Here is a 17,845-nt window from a genome sequence, read left to right as displayed (position 1 = left end):
GGGGAACCATGAAGCGTCACGCGGTCGTCGTTGCCCTTGCCTGTGTCGTCGGATTGGTCGGCTGCGGCGGTGAGAAGCCGAAGCCGCGGGTGCCGCTGCCCTTGGGCCCGGGCGCGCCGATGTCCGCGGTCCAGTTGACCCAGACCGGCTCGCAGGAATACCAAGCCGGGCAACTCGCCCAGGCGAGGACCCACTTCGAGCAGGCCCTGGCCGCCGTGCCCGGCTCGGGCGAGGCCCACTACAACTTCGGGCTCGTGCTCTATGCCCTGGGCGAGAACGAGCAGGCCCGCGAGCATTTCATCGAGGCGGCCAACCTCGCGCCCGGCAACAAGGTGATCTGGGATTCCCCGGCCCTCCGGCCCTTCGGCTCGCCGGACCCCACGATTCAAAAGAAGCCGATCGACCAGGGGTACTCCAACCAGAAGCCCGGCTTCGGCGGCACCGGGCCCCGAACCCGCTAGGCGGAACCCTCCCGTGAGCCGCCCGGCGCAAAGCGGCGGAGGGACGGCTTGTCCATGCCAATCAGGTACCGGCCCGTGGACCGCGGCACGTCGTGCATCGCGTCGGTCGAGCAGGATCGCTACGAGCGCCTGGTCGTCGCCCAGGATCGCGCGTCGGGCCTGCGGGCGATCATCGCCGTCCACAGCACGAGGCTGGGGCCCGCGGTCGGCGGCGTCCGGATGTGGCCCTACGCGACGTTGGAGGAGGCGCTGGCGGACGCGCTCAGGCTCGCGAAGGCCATGACCTACAAGGCCGCCGCCGCCGGGTTGCCGCTCGGCGGGGGCAAGGCGGTGATCGTCGGCGACCCGCGTCGGCCCAAACGTCAAGCCCGGCTCGTCGCCTTCGCCCGGCTCGTCCACGGGCTGGGCGGCCTGTACCTCACCGCCGAGGACGTGGGCATGACGATGGAGGACATGACCGTGATCCGCGGCGTCACGCCCTTCGTGACCGGCACGACGGTGGCTCTGGGCGGGAGCGGGGATCCGTCGGAGATGACCGCCCACGGCGTGCTGCACGGGATCCGGGCCGTGGCGGAGGAGGCCGGTCTGGGCGACCTGCGCGCGAGCGGCCTCGCCGGCCTGACCGTGGCGGTGCAGGGCGTGGGCAAGGTGGGCGCTGCCCTGGCGGCCCTCCTGCGCCGGCGGGGCGCGCGGGTGATCGTGGCGGACCTCGACCGGCGTCGCGCCGGGAAGGTGGCGGCCGAGGTCGGCGCGGAGGTCGCGTCCCACGAGCGCATCCACCGCACGGCCTGCGACGTGTTCGCCCCCTGCGCGCTCGGCGGCGTCCTCAACCGGTCCACGATCGGACAGCTCCGCTGCCGGGCCGTCGCCGGCTCCGCGAACAATCAATTGCTGACGGTGGAGGATGGGGACCGCCTCCACCGGCGGGGCATCCTCTACGCGCCGGACTACGTGATCAACGCCGGCGGTCTCATCAACATCGCGGTGGGGTTGGAGCCGGCGGGCTACGACCGGGCCAGGGCGGCGCGGCGCGCCGCCCTGATCTATCGGAACCTGAAGGCGGTGTTCAGACTGGCGCGGGAGCGGGGCTGGACGCCGGCGCGCGCGGCCGATCGGCTTGCGGAGCGACGGTGGCGCGAGGGACGGGCCTGGCGCGGGCCGGAGCCGATCGGGGCCGGAAGCCGCCGGGCGATCGGCTGAGCGAATCGGAGGAGGGACCATGGGAGCGGACGTGGCGGTCGGAGACAAGGCGCCGGACTTTTCCCTGCCGGATCAGACCGGCGCGACGGTCGGCTTGAAGGGACTGCGCGGAAAGCAGGTCGTGCTCTATTTCTATCCCAAGGACGACACGCCGGGCTGCACCAAGGAGGCCTGCGGGTTCCGCGACGCGATCAAGCCCATCGAGAAGACGGGGGCCGTGGTCCTCGGGGTGAGCACGGACGGACCGGCCTCGCACCAGAAGTTCATCGCCAAGTACGGCCTGCCCTTCTCCCTGCTCTGCGACGAGGACGCGGCGGTGTCGAAGGCCTACGGCGTGTACAAGGAAAAGAGCCTGTACGGCAAGAAATACTGGGGAATCGAGCGCAGCACCTTCGTCATCGACGGGAAGGGGAGGATCAAGGCCGCCTTCCGCAAGGTCAAGGTGGACGGCCATGTGGACGAGGTGCTGGAGGCCCTGAAGGCATAAGAGCGGTCGGCCGGTCATATTCATGGACAACGGCGAAAAGACCCGGCACGGCCTGCGCGCCGCCTGCCTCTCCCTCGTGCCGGGGGCGGGCCACCTGTACCTGGGCGAGAAGAAGGGATGGCTCATCGTCGCCTTCTCGGTCGCGCTGTTCGTGATCTCCCGGACTCTCTGGGAGCCGGCCGAGCTCCTCTATCTCAGTATGATCGTCTTCTCCGCGTTCGACGCGTTCTCGATCGCCAAGCGTGGGCACGGGCTCATGTGAGCCGGCCCCCGGGCGCGAGGGCCCGCCTTGTGGCCGCGGCGCTCGCGATCCTGGCCGCCCTGGTCCTGTCCGCTTGGCCGGGATGGAGCGCCGACAAGGCGGCCGGTCGCCTCCTCCTCCGCGACGCCCTGACCGTGCCGGGGCAGCCGGCGCGCATCGAGGCCAGGCTGGTCCGGGAGGGGATGCTCGGCCAGGCCGGCCTCGGCGGAGAGCCGCTCGAGCTGCTGGTCGGCGGCCGGAGCGCGGCGACCGCCATGACGGGAGGCGACGGCCGCGCCTTCTTCGAGTTCACGCCGGTCATGCGCGGCACCCAGCCCATCACCGTGCGGCTGGCCTCCACCCGGCGCGTGGCCAGCGGCGAGGCGACCGCGTTCCTCGCGAGTTGGGAGCGCCGCCGGCCCATCCTCCTCGTCGAGATCGAGGCCCTGGTCGAGGCGCCCGCGGCGCCGGCGCTCCCCATCCCGCCCCTTCCGCTCCTGCCCGGCGATGAACAACCGAAGCCGCTCCCGAAGGCGGCGGACGAGCTGACGAAGCTGACCGCGTACTTCTACAACGTGCTCTACCTCTCCAGGACCAAGGGGCCCGGCGCGGCGGTCGAAGCATCCGTCCGGGACTGGCTGCGCGGGCAGAGGTTTCCCCCGGGGCTCACCAGGGCGCTGGAGCCTGGCCGCAAGGCTCTGGAGGCCCTGCTGGATGAGATGCGCAGGGAGGGGTGGGACAACCTGAAGACGGGGGTGGGGCGGACCAGGGAGTTCGCCGAAGTCCTGGCCGAGCGGCGGCTCAAGGTCGTGATCCTGCCCGCGTCGGGCGAGGAGGGGCGGTTGCCCAAGAAGGTCATGACCGCGGACAATTGGGAGGAGGTCAGGAAAAAAATCCAACGCTAGAGCACGGTCCCGTCCGGTTTGTGTTTTGCCTGTCGTTCCGATAAGATGCGCGCGATTCCACCGGGAACCGCGCGCGTGACCAAGAGGCCCGGGCCCATGCGGGCGAAGAGCAGTTTTCTCTGTCAGGCCTGCGGGCATCAATCTCCCCGCTGGCTGGGCCGCTGTCCGGACTGCGGCCGTTGGAACAGCATCAAGGAGGAGCGGGTACCGGCCTCCGGCCCATCCCGCCAGAACCGGCTCGGCACCGCCGCCCCGCGGCCTACCCCCATCGAGGCGATCGAGGTCGTCGGCGAGCACCGACGGATGACGGGCATCGGGGAGTTCGACCGGGTCCTGGGCGGAGGCCTCGTGCCCGGGTCCGTGATCCTCATCGGCGGCGATCCGGGGATCGGCAAGACCACCCTGCTGCTGCAGGCCCTGGCCCGCCTGGCGACCGACGGCACGCCGGTCCTCTACGTCTCCGGCGAGGAATCCCCCCGGCAGATCAGGATGAGGGGCGAGCGGCTCGGGCTGCGGAGCCCCCACCTCTACGTCTACGCGGAGACGGCGCTCGAAGAGATCCTGAAGGCCGTCCAGGAGGTCCGGCCGACGGCCGTCGTCGTGGACTCGATCCAGACCGTCTACACCGACCAGATCACCTCCGCCCCCGGCAGCATCAGCCAGGTGCAGGAGGTGGCGGGTCAACTCATGACGCTGGCCAAGCGCACCGGGGTGCCGGTCTTCATCATCGGCCACGTGACCAAGGAAGGGGCCATCGCCGGCCCCCGGCTGCTGGAGCACATCGTGGACACGGTGCTCTACTTCGAGGGGGACAAGGGCCATGCCTTCCGCATCCTGCGGGCGGTCAAGAACCGGTTCGGCTCGACGAACGAGATCGGCGTCTTCGAGATGAAGGACGGGGGGCTGGACGAGGTCGGCAACCCCTCGGAGCTGTTCCTCGCCGAGCGGCCGGGACGGAGCCCCGGCTCGATCGTGGTGTCCAGCCTGGAGGGGACGAGGCCGATCCTGGTGGAGCTGCAGGCGCTGGTGTCGCCGACGGGCTATTCCATGCCGCGGCGCATGGCGAACGGCGTGGAGCTGAACCGCGTGGCGCTGCTCTTGGCGGTCATGGAGAAGCGGCTGGGCCTGCACCTGTCGGGGCAGGACGTCTACGTGAACGTGGTCGGGGGCATCCAGATCGACGAGCCGGCCATCGACCTGGGCATCATCGCGGCGATCGCCTCGAGCCTGCGCGACCGGACCATCGACGCCGGCACCGTGGCCTTCGGCGAGATGGGCCTGGGCGGGGAGGTGCGGGCCATCAGCCAGGTGGACCTGCGCCTGCGCGAGGCGGCGAAGATGGGCTTCCGCCGCTGCGTGCTGCCCGAGCGGAACCGGGCCAAGGTAGACCCGCCGGCGGGGATCGCGCTGCGGGGCGTCCAGGACATCCGCGAGGCGGTCGAGGCGATCCTGGAGGAGTGAATCGTGGCGTGGGCGACGGGACGACGACGGATGGGGGGCCTTGTGGCCTTCGTGTTGCTCGCGGCGGGGCTCGCGGCGGGCTGTGCGGCGCCACGGGTCGCTCCGGTGGCGGCGCCGGAGATGACCGCCGACCGGCTGGCCGCGCTGCTGAAGGATCGGGACGCCGCCGTGCGGACGATGAAGGGCCTGTTCTCCGTCCAGGTGTCCGGGGGCGGCCTGCCCTTCGCCCAGCGGATGGAAGGGGCGATGTACTACCGGAAGCCCGGCTCGCTCCGGCTGCAGGGCTTCAACCGGCTCGGCGGCGAGCTGTTCGAGTTCGTCCTCGGCGGCGACCTGTACCGGCTGCGGCTGGCCGCGACCGGCCAGGTCTATTCGGGCCAGGTCCGGGACCTCGAGCGGATGGACCGGATCGGCCGCCCCTTCCAGTTGAGCGTGCTCGCGGTCAGCGAGGCGATCGCGGTGGAGCCGGTGCCGGACGGGCAGCGCCTCCTGCTGTCGGAGGAGGAGGACCGCTGGCGGCTGGATGTCTTCGCCCGCGACACGGCCGGCCACCCCCTGCGGCAGCTCTGGTTCGAGCGCAGGACCTTCAACGTCGTCCGGGAGGATCGGCTGAACGGCAACGGCGAGGTGGAGGCCTCGCTCCACTTCGAGGACTACCGTCCCGTCGGGACGCCGGGCCAGAACGGCGCGGACGGCCAGACCTCCGTGCCGCTGGTGCGCCCCCACAAGGTCACGATCAAGGACAACCAGGGCGGCGGGACGCTCTCGATGACCTTCAAGGAGATCATCCCCAATCCCTCGTTGCGGCCGGAGGACCTCGACGGCGGCGCGCGGCGGGGCGACGTCGGGGAGGCCGCGTGAAGCTCCTGGCGGTGGACACGGCGACGGGCCGGCAGAGCCTGGCCCTGATGGAGGGGGAACTCGTCCTCGCCCGCGCGGACGAGGAGGCGCGGGGAAGCCATGCCCGCTGGCTCGTGCCGGGGATCGACCGCCTCCTTGCCGAGGCCGGTCTCGCCCTGCGCGATCTGGACGGACTGGCCCTGTCCATCGGGCCCGGCTCCTTCACGGGGTTGCGGGTGGGGCTGGCCACGATGCTGGGCTTCCGGACCGTGACCGGGCTTCCCCTGGCGACCGTGCCCTCCCTGGAGGCGCTCGCCTGGAACGTCCGCGGGGCGACGATCCCGGTCTGTCCCCTGCTCAAGGCGAGGAGGGACCAGGTCTACTGGGCGCTGTTCCGGTGGGAGGGGCAGACGCTTCGCCGGCTCGCCGAGGATCGCGTGGGAACGCTCGAGGAGGTTGCGCGGATGATCGACGAACCCCTGCTGATGGTGGGGGAGGGATGGATCGAATTTCGGGAGCGGCTGCTCGACCTCCTGGGCGGGAAGGCGACCGAGGTGCGGGAGGCTCCGGCCGAGGCCACGGCCGCCTCGGCCGTCAGCGTCGGGGCGGCCGCGCTGGTGCGTTTCGCGCGGGGCGAGACGGCCGGGCCGGTCGTCACTCCCCGCTACGTGCAGCGGGCCGAGGCCGAGCTGGCCAAGGAGCGGCGAGCAGTCGGGGCCGCCAAGGGGGCGACGCCGTGACCGGCCCGAACGAATCGCCGGATGCCTTAGCCGGGACCTTGGTCATTGAACCGGCCACGCGGGACGACCTCGACTGTCTGGTGCGGCTGGAGCAGGCCTCGTTCACCGCGCCCTGGACCAGGAAGATGTTCGAGGCGGAGTTGGAGGGCAATCCCTTCAGCCGGCTGCTCGTGGCGCGGCCGCACCCCGGGCGCGGCGACGCGTCCGACGCCGTCGGCTACGCCTGCTTCTGGGTCGTCTTTGAGGAGTTGCGCATCATGAACCTGGCGGTCGCCCCGGCGGCACGACGGCACGGGATCGCGCGGGCGCTGATCCGCCGGGCCTTGGCGCAGGGGCTGGCCGGGGGCGCGACGCGGGCGGTGCTGGAGGTCCGCGCCTCGAACGTCGCCGCCGTGCGGCTCTACGAGGCCGAGGGGTTCACGGCCTACGCCGTCCGGGCCGCCTATTACCGCGACCCGATCGAGGATGCCCTGCTCATGAGCCTGGAACCGCTCGACCGCTCGCGCGTGGGGAGCGGCCCGCGCGGGGGCCCGGCGGGCAAATTGGCGCTTGCCGTCGGTGACCCGGAGGGTGGTAAGATCGCCTAGTCGGAGGCTCGTCTTGGGGAGGAAGAGGCCGGGCCGGCCGGCGCCGTCGGCCGTGCGACCGGACAACACATCAGACGGGGCGCTCTGCGGCCCGGTCCCGGGCGGCGCCGGGACCCGCTCGACGAGCGCCCCCTCAACGGGAGGGGGCCGATGATGACGGACAACCGGATCATGGAGGCGCTCCGAGCGTCCAACCAGGAGTTTCGGCAGTTGGAGGAATCCCACCATCGCCTCGATGCGGAGCTGGCCGAGCTCCACAAGCGGCACGTCCTGACGCCGCAGGAGGAGTTGGTGAAGAAGCAGATCCAGAAGGAGAAGTTGGCCCTGAAGGACAAGATGGCCGAGCTGATCCGCCAGTATCGGGCAGGCCAGGAGCGGACCGCCGCAAGCTGACGGGGGCGAGTCGCCCGCTCCGCCGGAGACCGGACCCATGGCCGCAGCCCCGTCCCCACTCGCTTCCCATCTCGCCAACGTCAAGCGGCGCCTGTTGGTGATCGCCCTGACCGTCTGCGCGGGGTTCGTCCTGTGCTTCGCCTACTCGGCCAAACTGATCGCCTGGTTCCGTCGGCCGTTCCCCAACGAGCTGATTTTTTACGGGCCGGCGGAGGCCCTCTTCGCGTCGGTCAAGGTCTCCTTCATGGTCGGCGTCGTCATCAGCCTTCCCGTCATCCTGCATCAGTTCTGGGGGTTCGTGCGTCCGGCCCTCTTGCCGCGGGAGCAGCGCTGGGCGATCCCGCTGTTCTTCCTGGCCACCGCCTTCTTCGCCCTGGGGCTGGTGTTCTGCAACTTGGTCATCCTGCCCCTGGTCATCCAGTTCTTCGTGACCTTCGGCCTCGACCGCGAGGTGACCCCGCAGCTCGCCGTGGGCACCTACGTGGACTTCAACGTCAAGTTCCTCCTGATCTTCGGCTTCGCCTTCGAGCTGCCGCTCGTGTTGACGCTGCTGTCGCGGGCCGGAATCGTCTCGGCCGACCTGCTGGCCCGGTACCGGAAGCACGCGGTGATGGTCGCGCTCATCGTGTCGGCCGTCGTCACGCCGGACGCGACGCTCTTCACGATGCTGCTCATGGCGGTGCCGCTGATGGTCCTGTACGAGATCGGCATCCTGGGCGCCCGTCTCTTCGGCCGCAGAGAGGCGTCGGCGGCGGACCCGTCGCCGGCCGCCGACCTGCCGGTCGGCACGGCGGGGCAGCGACTCAGGTGAAAGGAGGCCGCGCGGACCGCGCGGCGACGACCATGACGCGAACCTCGGCGGCCTCCCTCGCTGTGCGGACGAGCCTCGTCGTCTTCGCGGTCCCGCTCTGCGTCATGACGGTCGGCGCCCAGTCCGTGCCCGTCCCGGGACCGGGCCGCCAACATCCGCCGGCGTCGGGCGGCGGACCGGTCCGGTCGGCGCCCAGCATCCAGGCCTTGGCGGTCGGCAAGGACTCGGCCGTCTACGCGGGGTCCTTCGGGCTCGGCATTTACCGCAGCCGCGACCGCGGGGTCACCTGGGAGACCGCCAGCGAGGGGCTGACCGATCCCTTCGTGCTGTGCCTGGCCGCGGCGCCGGACGGCGCGGTCTATGCCGGCACCTTCCGCGGCGGAGTCTTCCGCACCAGGGACGGGGGCCGGACCTGGACGGCCGTCAACGAGGGACTGAAGCGGCTGGAGGTGAAGGCGCTGCTGATCGAGGGCTCCTCGATCCTCGCCGGGACGGGCGACGGGGTCTACCGGCTCGCCGAGGGCGAGGGCCGGTGGGTCGTCGTGACCAGAGGGCTCGACGAAGTCCTGGTGCACAGCCTCGCGATGGCCGGGGACCGGACCCTCTACGCCGGCACGTCGGGGCGGGGGGTCTTCCGTCTCAAGCCCAGCGGCACGGAGTGGATCAGGCTGCGCGACGGCCTGGTGGACCACGAGGGCCTCGTGGAGAATTTCATCCGGGTGCTGGCCGTGGACGCCGACCAGGCCGTCTACGCGGGGACCTTCGACGGCGGGGTGTTCCGCAGCGCGGACGGCGGCAAGACCTGGCGGTCGATCAGCCGCGCGCTGCCCAACGACTCGATCCGCGGCATCGTGGCGAGCGGGAAGACGCTGCTCGTGGCGACGGGCCGCGGCATCTTCAAGACCGAGGACCAGGGCCGGAAGTGGACGCCGCTCAATCGCGGCCTGACCGAGCTGTCCGTGCAGGCGCTGATCGTGGCGGCGGACGGCGCCTTCTACGCCGGCACGAGCGCCGGCGTCTTCCGCAGCGACGACGAGGGTCTGAGCTGGACGGGCGCTAGCGCCGGGATCGAAGGCGTGCCCCGGTCGCCGTTCCGGTTCAGGTGAGCGGCCGGAGGACGCCGGTGCCGGCCGAGGACGATGAAGGACCCCACGTTCCTCAAGACGACGGCGCGGCAGGTCGGGGCCCGGCAGGTGCTGGAGATCGGCACCTTCGACGGCGCCAGCGCGCTGGCGCTGGCGGAAGTCCTGCCGGAGGACGGGAAGGTGCTGACCTGCGAGATCAACCCCGGCCTGGCCTCGCTCGCGCGGAAGCGCCTGGGGCGGAGCCCCCACGGCCGCAAGGTGGAGGTGCTCGTGGGACCGGCCCTGGAGACGTTGTCCACGCTGAGCGGGCCGTTCGACCTGATCTTCGTGGACGCGGACACCCCCAACTACGTGCACTACTACCGCCGCGCCCTGGAGCTGCTGGCCCCGACCGGCCTGCTGTTGATGGATAACACGCAGGGGATGGCGGTCGGGGGCATCGGCCCGTCGGCGGACCCGGCGGTGGCCGCGATTCGGGAGCTGGCGCGCCTGGTGCGGTCCGATCAGCGGGTCAGCGCGCGGCTGGTCGGGGTCCGCGACGGCGTGCTCACGGTGGCCTGGGCGGCCCCGCCCGCCGGGACCGTGCCATGATCTGGGGGCCGCGGCCGCGCAACGAATCCGGACGAATGAACAGAGGAGGCTGAGGACACCACGATGGGCGAGCAGATCAACGAGGCGACGACGCAGGCGCGGGCGACGATCCGCGTGAGTCTGAAGGGGCAGCCGTTGGGCGAGATCGTGCTGCGGTTCTTCCCCGAAGCGCCGGGCCACGTGGCCAACTTCCTGAAACTGGCGCGGGAGAAATTCTACGACGGCACGACGTTCCACCGGGTGATCCCCGGGTTCATGATCCAGGGCGGCGACCCCAACAGCAAGAACCCCGACCGGGGCTCCCACGGCATGGGCGGGCCCGGCTACCGGATCAAGGCGGAGTTCAACAGCCGGCCGCACAGGCGAGGCACCCTGTCCATGGCGCGGGCGAACGACCCCGACAGCGCCGGCAGCCAGTTCTTCATCTGCGTCGCCGACTCCCACTTCCTCGACTGGCAGTACACGGTCTTCGGCGAGGTCGTCAGCGGCATGGACGTGGCCGATCAGATCGTCGCCGCCAAGCGCGACGGCCGGGACAATCCCCTCGACCGGTACGAGATGACGGTGACGGTCTCCGACTGACGGGCGAGGGGCGACGAGTGACCGCATGGCGGGCGCGCTGAGCGTTGCGTTTTGAGTGTGGAGTTCATGGCAAAGTGCACGGCAACGCATAACTCACGACTCACGCCGCACCACTCGCGGCCGCGTCACGCGTCGCTGGTCCTGCTGCTGCTGCTCGCGGCCTGCGCCATCCCCCAGGTGCCTTCCGAGACCGTGTACGAGGACCCCGTCAACTTCGTCCGGCTGGAGACCGATCCGACCGTGGTCCCCGAGGGGCCGGCGCCGGCCCACAGCCACCCGGCGCAGGTGGCGCCGGAGGTCATGGCGGGCATCCTCCGCGGGTTCAGCGCGCGCGAGCACCGGACGTCCCTCCAGCGCCTCATCTCCGGCGAGGCCGCTCCGGAGCGGGTCTTCCGCGAGGAGGAGGTCGCGCTCCTGGCGCCCCGGATCTCGGAAGCGCTGGCGCAGGCGGCGCCGAACCAGGTGGTCACCTACTATCTCAGCGAGCCGCACTCCTCCATCAAGCGGGAGATCACCACGGGAGGGCTGTACGTCCAAGGGTCGGAACTGCATTTTGTCCTCGGCAACTTCCGCACCCTTTACGGCATCCCGGCCTACGGGATGGTCTACGATCGCCGGTACCCCATGATGCCGATCACGGCCAAGTGGTTCGACCTGAGCTTCGAGCCCGCCCGGGCGGTGGTGCCCTCGACCGTCGGGTTCTGGGACCAGGTCCTGGGACGGGGGCGGGACGAGGTGATCGTCGATTTGCGGAAGCTGCGCTCGGCCGGCCCGGTCGCGTAGGCTCGTCGTCGGGGGAGCTCCATGCAGGCGCATCGCACGTCCGTCACGCTCAAGGTCGGCGCGGTGTTCGTGCTGCTGTCGCTCGCCTTCGTGACCCTGATGGCCGTCAACGCCTACCTAGCCCGCCAGCTCATCGGCGCGAGCGCGGCGATCAACCAGGCCGGCATCCAGCGGATGCGCGTGTACAAGCTGGCCCACCTGCTCCGTCAGGCCCCGCCAGAGGGGTGGGCGGGGGCCTCCCGCGCGGCGATCATGGCCGAGGCGGACGAGCTCGACGCCGTGCTGCGCGGATTGCAGGACGGCGACGCCGAGCGCGGCCTCCTGGGCGAGTCCGACGAGGAGATTCGGCGGCGCATCCAGCGGGTCAGGGAGGAGTGGCGCGGCTCCCTCCGGACGTCGGTCGAGCGGGCCCTCGGCGCCGCCGTCGAGTCGGAGCGGGCCGCCGCCCTGGCCGACTACGAGCGCCGGGCATCCGCGCTCGTCGCCGACCTGTCCGATGTCGTCGGGGAGATCGAGCGGCGCGCGGCGGGCCGGATCGATCTCCTCTACGCGCTCCAGTTCGTGTTCCTGCTGGTGGCGGCGGGCCTGGTGGTCGCCGGCTTCCTGGCGCTCCAGCGGGTCGTCCGGGCTCCGCTGGAGAAGCTCGCGCGCGGCGTCGAGGAGATCTCGGTCGGCGCCCTGCCGTCGGCGATCGCCATCGAGACGAACGACGAACTCGGGCAGCTGGCGCGCACCTTCGAGATGATGGCCGGCCGCATCCGTCGCCACATCGAGCAACTCGAGGCCCTGCACGCGACGGGGCAGGAGATCACGATGATCGGCTCGGGCGGGCTCGACCGCGCGCTCCGGAGGATCGTGGACCGGGCGGCGGACCTGGCGCGGGTGGACCTGGCTCTGCTCATGGTGCGGCATCCGGTCCTGGATTGCTGGGTGGTGGAGGCCGCCTCCGGAGAGTGGTATGACCGAGTCCGCAAGGAGATCCTGCTCCTGGAAGAGACACCGTACTCGAATCAGGCCTTCGAGACGAAACAGCCGGTCGCCGTCGCGGACCTGTCCCTGCACGTCGAGGGACCCCTGTGCTTCCGGGACCGCTACGGCGCCAAGAGCTACATGGCCGTCCCGCTTCTGGGCCCGCACGAGGCGATCGGGGTGCTCGTCCTGCTCCACAACAAGGCCGTGCGGACGTTCAGCGAGTGGGACATCCGCCTGACCCAGCAGTTCGCGGCCTACGCCGGGAGCGCGATCGAAAACGTACGGCTCTTCGAGGCCGTCGAATCGGAGTCGCGCGAGCTGAAGGAGCGGCTGCGGGCGGTGGAGCGGAACGTGGCCAACCTCACCCACGAGGTGAAGGCGCCGGCGGGGCGCGTCGCCGAGTTCGCGGGCTGGGTGAAGAAGGACTACGGAGACCGGTTGGATGAGCGGGCCCTGCGGTACCTGGACTGGATCAGGAAGGAAGGGCAGGATCTGTTCCAGCTCGCGGAGCGGACGCTCGACCTCGCCCGGATCAGCCAGGAGCCGTGCCCGGTCGAGAGCGTGGACGCCGGCGAGGTCGTGCGCGAGGTGCTGGACCTGGTGGGCGGGCAGCATTCTCTGGATCGCTTCCAGGTGGTCGTCGCGGATGACCTGCCGCGGCTGGCCTGCCACCGCATCCACCTCAAGCAGGTGCTGGAGAACCTGGTCACGAACGCGATCAAGTACATGGGCGACCAGCCCTCGCCTCGGATCGAGATCGGCGTCGAGCGGGACCGGGAGGGGGTCGTCCTGTTCGTGAAGGACAACGGCATCGGCATGGACCCGGCGATGATCGACCGGATCTTCCTGCCGTTCCAGCGGCTCGGGACCGTCGAGGTGCCCGGCTCGGGGATCGGCCTGTCCATCGTGAAGACCGTCGTCGAGCAGTACAGTGGGACCGTCACCGTGACCTCGGCGCCCGGCGCCGGCAGCACGTTTTACGTCCGGCTGCCGCGTCTGGAGATCCGGCAGGATGAAGTCGGCTTCGAGACCGGCGTGACGGCGCCGGCCGGCGGGCAGGGGGCCTGAACGACTCCATGGACATCAAGACCGACAAGACGCGGGACTTCACCATCCTCGTCGTCGAGGACAACGCCGGCGACGTGGAGATGTTCCTGCGTGCCGTGGAGCACGAGCTGCCGCGGAGCGAGGATGAGAACGTGGAGCTGGTGTTCGCGGCCAGGGCAGAGGGCGCGCTCAAGATCATCGAGGAGCGCCGCATCGACCTGGTGATCACCGACGTGCGTCTGCCGGGCATGAGCGGCATCGAGTTGCTGCAGCGCCTGCAGCAGGCCAACCGCCGCATTCCCGTCGTCGTGATGAGCTGGGTCAACGCGGTGGAGACGGCCGTGGACGCGATGCGCCACGGGGCGTTCGACTACATCCTGAAGCCCTTCCAGGGGCTGGACCTGGCCGTGCGCATCCACCGCGCCATGCGCATGGGGGAGATCGTGCGGGCGAGGGGTGAGGGGGATCGCTCGGAGCCGAGCACGCCCTTCAAGGACCTCATCGGCGCCAGCCCCGCCATGCAGCAGGTCAAGGCCATGATCGAGGCGGTGGCGCGGGTGCCCTCGACGGCTCTGATCATCGGAGAGACGGGCACGGGCAAGGAGCTCATCGCGCGGGCGATCCACGAGCGGAGCCCGGAATCCCACGGGCCCTTTCAGGTCGTGGACTGCACGACCTTCTCCGAGGGCACGGTGGAAAGCGAGCTGTTCGGCCATGTGCGCGGCGCCTTCACCGGAGCCGTGGCCGACAAGCAGGGCCTCATCGAGCTGGGGAGCGGCGGCACCCTGTTCTTGGACGAAATCGGGGACCTGCCCCTTCCCCTCCAGGCCAAGCTGCTCCGGGTGCTGGAGGAGGGGGAGGTGCGGGCCGTGGGCAGCACCCAGCAGAAGAAGATCAGCGTCCGGTTCGTCGCCGCCACCAACCAGGACCTGGCGGAGAAGGTCAAGCGCAACGAGTTCCGCAAGGATCTGTTCTTCCGCCTCAACGTCATGACCATCCACGTCCCGCCGCTGCGGGAGCGCACGGAGGATATCCCGCCGTTGACGCGGCACTTCATCGCGAGGTACGCCAAGGAGTTCGGCAAGGCGGTGGACGATGTCCACCCCTCGGCCCTCACGGACCTGCTGGCCTATCCCTGGCCCGGGAACGTCAGGGAGCTGCGGAACGTCATCGAGCGGGCGGTCATGCTCGCCAAGGGTGACCGGATCGGGCGGCAAGACGTGCTGGGGCTGCTCCAGCCGACCGAGTCCGGCGCCTCCTTCGGGGAGGACTACCTGCGCCTGCCCTACGGCAGGGCCAAGGAAAAGGTCCTCGAGGAGTTTACCCGGCGCTACATCAGCGCCAAACTGGCTATCCACCATGGCAATGTCACGCATGCCGCCAACGATAGCGGCGTGCCTCGCTCCTATTTTCATGAAATCATGAAACGATATTTGAAAGAGGGAGAATGAGTTTGTCAGTTCAAGCTGACAGGTCCATCGGCCAATATAGGAGAATGATCAGTTCTTTCAGGTGGTTGCAATGCTCTTTCGGCATTGTCCACCAAAGCTGACATAAAAAGACCCATGTAAATCAAATACTTGAGATATTCATCCCGGTCGGTTGTCAGGCTTCACTGACTCGCGCGATCTCCTGCAGAGTTTGCCTTCCGTCTAATCCGCCACGTCAGTCGCAACACATTGAATCAAAATAGTTTTTTTGTTTAGCACGCCACGGTTCTTTTGCCTCCCCATGGCATAGGCCTTGTAGTACCTCGGCACTGGTTCTCCAGGCGAGGTCTATCCCATGGGAGGGTTCTGTGGTGCGTGTCACCCTTTCAGCCAGACGGGAGAACCGGAAGGAGGTGGTGACCAGGTCAGGGTGGCTTGGAGTAGGTCGAATCAACAGTTGGTCTTCCCTTTTGAGGAGGTGTGACGATGCATCTTTCTCGTAGACAGTTCATGAAGGCCACGGTGGGGACCGTGGCGGCCGTCGCGCTGGCGGACAGGGCGCTGGCCTTGACCGCGCTGCAGCCGGTCATCGAGGTGGGCAACCCCCTCGGCGAGTACCCCGACCGGTCCTGGGAGCGGGTCTACCACGACCAGTACCGGTACGACTCCTCCTTCACGTTCTGCTGCTCCCCCAACGACACGCACGGCTGCCGCGTCCGCGCCTTCGTGCGCAACGGCGTCGTGATGCGCGTCGAGCAGAACTACGACCACCAGACCTACGAGGACCTCTACGGCAACCGCGGGACCTTCGCCCACAACCCGCGCATGTGCCTGAAGGGCTACACCTTCCATCGACGGGTGTACGGTCCCTACCGGCTGAAGGGCCCCCTGATGCGCCGGGGCTGGAAGCAGTGGATGGACGACGGCGCGCCGGAGCTGACCCCGGAGACGAAGCGCAAGTACAAGTTCGACGCCCGGATGCTGGACGACATGATGCGGGTGTCGTGGGACACGGCCTTCACCTACGTCGCCAAGGCCTGGATCGTCATCGCGACGCGGTACAGCGGGGAGGCGGGGGCGCGGCGGCTGCGGGAGCAGGGCTATCCGCCGGAGATGATCGAGATGATGAAGGGCGCGGGGGTGCGCTGCTTCAAGCATCGCGCGGGCATGCCGGTGCTGGGCATCATCGGCAAGATGATGAACACCCGGTTCAACGGCGGGGTGCTGCCGCTGGTGGACACCTACATCCGGAAGGTGAAGCCGGATCAGGCGCAGGGCGGCCGCTACTATAGCAACTACACCTGGCACGGCGACCAGGACCCCAGCCAGCCCTGGTGGAACGGCACGCAGAACTGCGACATCGACCTCTCCGACATGCGGTTCTGCAAGCTGAACACCTCCTGGGGCAAGAACTTCGTCGAGAACAAGATGCCGGAGGCCCACTGGAAGCTGGAGAGCATCGAGCGGGGCGCCCGGATCGTGGTGATCACGCCGGAGTACAACCCGACGGCGACGCGCGCGGACTACTGGATCCCGGTCCGGCCGGAAACCGACGCGGCGTTGTTCCTCGGCGCGAGCAAGATCATCGTGGATGAGAACATGCATGACGTGGACTTCCTGAAGGGGTACACGGACATGCCGCTGCTCATCCGCACGGACACGCTGCAGTACCTGGACCCGCGGGACGTGGTCGCGGACTTCAAGTTCCCGGACTACAGCAAGCGGTACTCCGGGCGGGTGCAGTCCTTGAAGCCCGAGCAGGTCGAGCGCCTGGGCGGGTTCATGGTCTGGGACCTGAACAAGCAGCAGGCGGTGCCGCTGGACCGCGAGCAGGTCGGCTGGCACTACCAGAACAGCGGCATCGACGCGGCGCTGACGGGCACCTATCGCGTGAAGCTGCTCAACGGCCGCGAAGTGGACGTGATGCCGATCTTCCAGATGTACCTCGTGCACTTCCAGGACTACGACCTGGACACGGTGCATCAGATCAACCGGGCGCCCAAGGACCTGATCGTCCGCTGGGCGCGGGACTGCGGCACGGTCAAGCCGGCGCAGATCCACAACGGCGAGGGCGTCTGCCACTACTTCCACTGCACCGAGATGGGCCGCGGCGCGGCCTTGGTGATGACCCTCGGCGGCAACATCGGCAAGTTCGGGACGGGCTGCCACACCTGGTCCGGCAACTACAAGGCCGGCATCTGGAACGCGACCCCCTGGTCGGGCGGCGGCCTCGGCGTGCATACGGGCGAGGATCCGTTCAACCTCACCCTGGACGCCAACGCCCACGGCAAGGAGATCAAGGTCAAGTCGTACTACTACGGCGAGGACGTGGGCTACTGGAACCATGGCGACACGGCCTTGATCGTCAACACGCCGAAGTACGGCCGCAAGGTGTTCACGGGCAAGACCCACATGCCCAGCCCGAGCAAGTTCCGCTGGGTGACCAACGTGAACGTGCTCAACAACGCCAAGCACCACTACGACATGGTCAAGAACGTCGATCCCAATATCGAGTGCATCATCACGCAGGATATCGAGATGACCTCCGACGTGAACCATGCCGACGTGGCCTTCGCCTGCAACTCCTGGATGGAGTTCACCTATCCGGAGATGACGGCCACGGTGTCGAACCCGTGGGTGCAGATCTGGAAGGGCGGCATCCGGCCGCTGTACGACACCCGGAACGACGCGGACACCTTCGCGGGCGTCGCGGCCAAGCTGACCGAGATGACCGGCGATCCGCGGATCAAGAACGTGTTCCACTTCGTGTACCAGAACCGCGTGGACGTGTACGTGCAGCGGACGCTGGACGCCAGCGCGACGATGTACGGCTACAGCGCGGACACGATGCTGAAGAGCGAGAAGGGCTGGATGGTCATGACGCGGACCTATCCGCGGCAGCCGCTGTGGGAAGAGATCAACGAATCCAAGCCGCAGTGGACGCGCTCGGGTCGCCTGGAGAATTACCGGGTGGAGCCGGAGGCCATCGAGTACGGGGAGAACTTCATCGTGCACCGGGAAGGGCCGGAGTGCACGCCGTACCTGCCGAACGCGATCATGTCGAGCAACCCGTACCTGCGGCCGGACGACTACGGCATTCCGATCACGGCGCAGCACCACGACGACAAGCACGTGCGGAACATCAAGCTGCCGTGGCAGGAGATCCGGCGGCAGGCGAACCCGCTGTGGGAGAAGGGGTACCAGTTCTACTGTGTGACCCCGAAGACCC

18 protein-coding genes are annotated in these 17,845 nt (G+C 69.1%); all 18 read left to right on the top strand.

Annotated features, from left to right (window positions below):
* The first annotated feature begins 8 nt into the window (after positions 1-8).
* The gene (locus AC1U7O_RS07600; protein ID WP_479894118.1) at positions 9-461 is read left to right on the top strand and encodes a tetratricopeptide repeat protein; all 453 of its coding nucleotides are present in this window, start codon (positions 9-11) and stop codon (positions 459-461) included.
* A 54-nt stretch (positions 462-515) separates the two neighbouring features.
* Entirely contained in the window at positions 516-1,661 is a 1,146-nt protein-coding gene (locus tag AC1U7O_RS07595) for a Glu/Leu/Phe/Val dehydrogenase dimerization domain-containing protein (protein WP_479894117.1), read from the top strand.
* A 19-nt stretch (positions 1,662-1,680) separates the two neighbouring features.
* Positions 1,681-2,148, top strand: coding sequence for a thioredoxin-dependent thiol peroxidase (gene bcp / locus AC1U7O_RS07590; protein ID WP_479894116.1), 468 nt, complete (start codon positions 1,681-1,683; stop codon positions 2,146-2,148).
* Between the two features lie 22 nt (positions 2,149-2,170).
* Positions 2,171-2,410, top strand: coding sequence for a hypothetical protein (locus tag AC1U7O_RS07585; RefSeq protein WP_479894115.1), 240 nt, complete (start codon positions 2,171-2,173; stop codon positions 2,408-2,410).
* A 29-nt stretch (positions 2,411-2,439) separates the two neighbouring features.
* A complete protein-coding gene (locus AC1U7O_RS07580; protein WP_479894114.1) occupies positions 2,440-3,294 on the top strand; it encodes a hypothetical protein in 855 nt (284 codons plus the stop codon).
* 96 nt (positions 3,295-3,390) lie between these two features.
* Positions 3,391-4,755, top strand: coding sequence for a DNA repair protein RadA (gene radA, locus AC1U7O_RS07575; protein WP_479894113.1), 1,365 nt, complete (start codon positions 3,391-3,393; stop codon positions 4,753-4,755).
* A gap of 3 nt (positions 4,756-4,758) precedes the next feature.
* Positions 4,759-5,616 (top strand): LolA-like protein, encoded by an 858-nt coding sequence (locus AC1U7O_RS07570; protein WP_479894112.1) that lies wholly within the window; start codon positions 4,759-4,761, stop codon positions 5,614-5,616.
* A complete protein-coding gene (gene tsaB, locus AC1U7O_RS07565) occupies positions 5,613-6,335 on the top strand; it encodes a tRNA (adenosine(37)-N6)-threonylcarbamoyltransferase complex dimerization subunit type 1 TsaB (RefSeq protein WP_479894111.1) in 723 nt (240 codons plus the stop codon). The genes AC1U7O_RS07570 and tsaB overlap by 4 nt, the downstream gene beginning before the upstream one ends.
* Positions 6,332-6,922 carry a ribosomal protein S18-alanine N-acetyltransferase gene (rimI, locus tag AC1U7O_RS07560; RefSeq protein ID WP_479894110.1) on the top strand — a complete coding sequence of 197 codons (591 nt, stop codon included), beginning with the start codon at positions 6,332-6,334 and terminating at the stop codon, positions 6,920-6,922. Before tsaB ends, rimI begins: the two co-directional genes overlap by 4 nt.
* A 150-nt stretch (positions 6,923-7,072) precedes the next feature.
* On the top strand, positions 7,073-7,315 hold the full coding sequence (locus AC1U7O_RS07555; RefSeq protein WP_479894109.1) for a DUF465 domain-containing protein: 243 nt from the start codon (positions 7,073-7,075) through the stop codon (positions 7,313-7,315).
* Positions 7,316-7,352: 37 nt separating this feature from the next.
* Positions 7,353-8,126, top strand: a complete 774-nt coding sequence (gene tatC, locus AC1U7O_RS07550) for a twin-arginine translocase subunit TatC (protein ID WP_479894108.1) — start codon at positions 7,353-7,355, stop codon at positions 8,124-8,126.
* Positions 8,127-8,158: 32 nt separating this feature from the next.
* The gene (locus AC1U7O_RS07545) at positions 8,159-9,232 is read left to right on the top strand and encodes a ligand-binding sensor domain-containing protein (RefSeq protein ID WP_479894107.1); all 1,074 of its coding nucleotides are present in this window, start codon (positions 8,159-8,161) and stop codon (positions 9,230-9,232) included.
* A gap of 33 nt (positions 9,233-9,265) precedes the next feature.
* Complete coding sequence (locus AC1U7O_RS07540; RefSeq protein ID WP_479894106.1) at positions 9,266-9,802, top strand: O-methyltransferase; 537 nt, start codon at positions 9,266-9,268, stop codon at positions 9,800-9,802.
* A 63-nt stretch (positions 9,803-9,865) separates the two neighbouring features.
* Positions 9,866-10,384 (top strand): peptidylprolyl isomerase, encoded by a 519-nt coding sequence (locus AC1U7O_RS07535; protein WP_479894105.1) that lies wholly within the window; start codon positions 9,866-9,868, stop codon positions 10,382-10,384.
* A 66-nt stretch (positions 10,385-10,450) separates the two neighbouring features.
* Positions 10,451-11,167 carry a hypothetical protein gene (locus tag AC1U7O_RS07530; RefSeq protein ID WP_479894104.1) on the top strand — a complete coding sequence of 239 codons (717 nt, stop codon included), beginning with the start codon at positions 10,451-10,453 and terminating at the stop codon, positions 11,165-11,167.
* Between the two features lie 21 nt (positions 11,168-11,188).
* A complete protein-coding gene (locus AC1U7O_RS07525; RefSeq protein WP_479894103.1) occupies positions 11,189-13,207 on the top strand; it encodes an ATP-binding protein in 2,019 nt (672 codons plus the stop codon).
* An 8-nt stretch (positions 13,208-13,215) separates the two neighbouring features.
* Positions 13,216-14,637: a sigma-54-dependent transcriptional regulator gene (locus AC1U7O_RS07520; protein WP_479894102.1), complete on the top strand. Its 1,422-nt coding sequence runs from the start codon at positions 13,216-13,218 to the stop codon at positions 14,635-14,637.
* 465 nt (positions 14,638-15,102) lie between these two features.
* A partial coding sequence (locus tag AC1U7O_RS07515; RefSeq protein WP_479894101.1) for a molybdopterin-dependent oxidoreductase occupies positions 15,103-17,845 on the top strand: 2,743 nt, incomplete at its 3' end.

The organism is Candidatus Nitrospira neuquenensis, from assembly GCF_979578155.1.
Note: the sequence above shows the minus strand (reverse complement) of the source record. Positions and strands in the feature narration are given on the sequence as shown.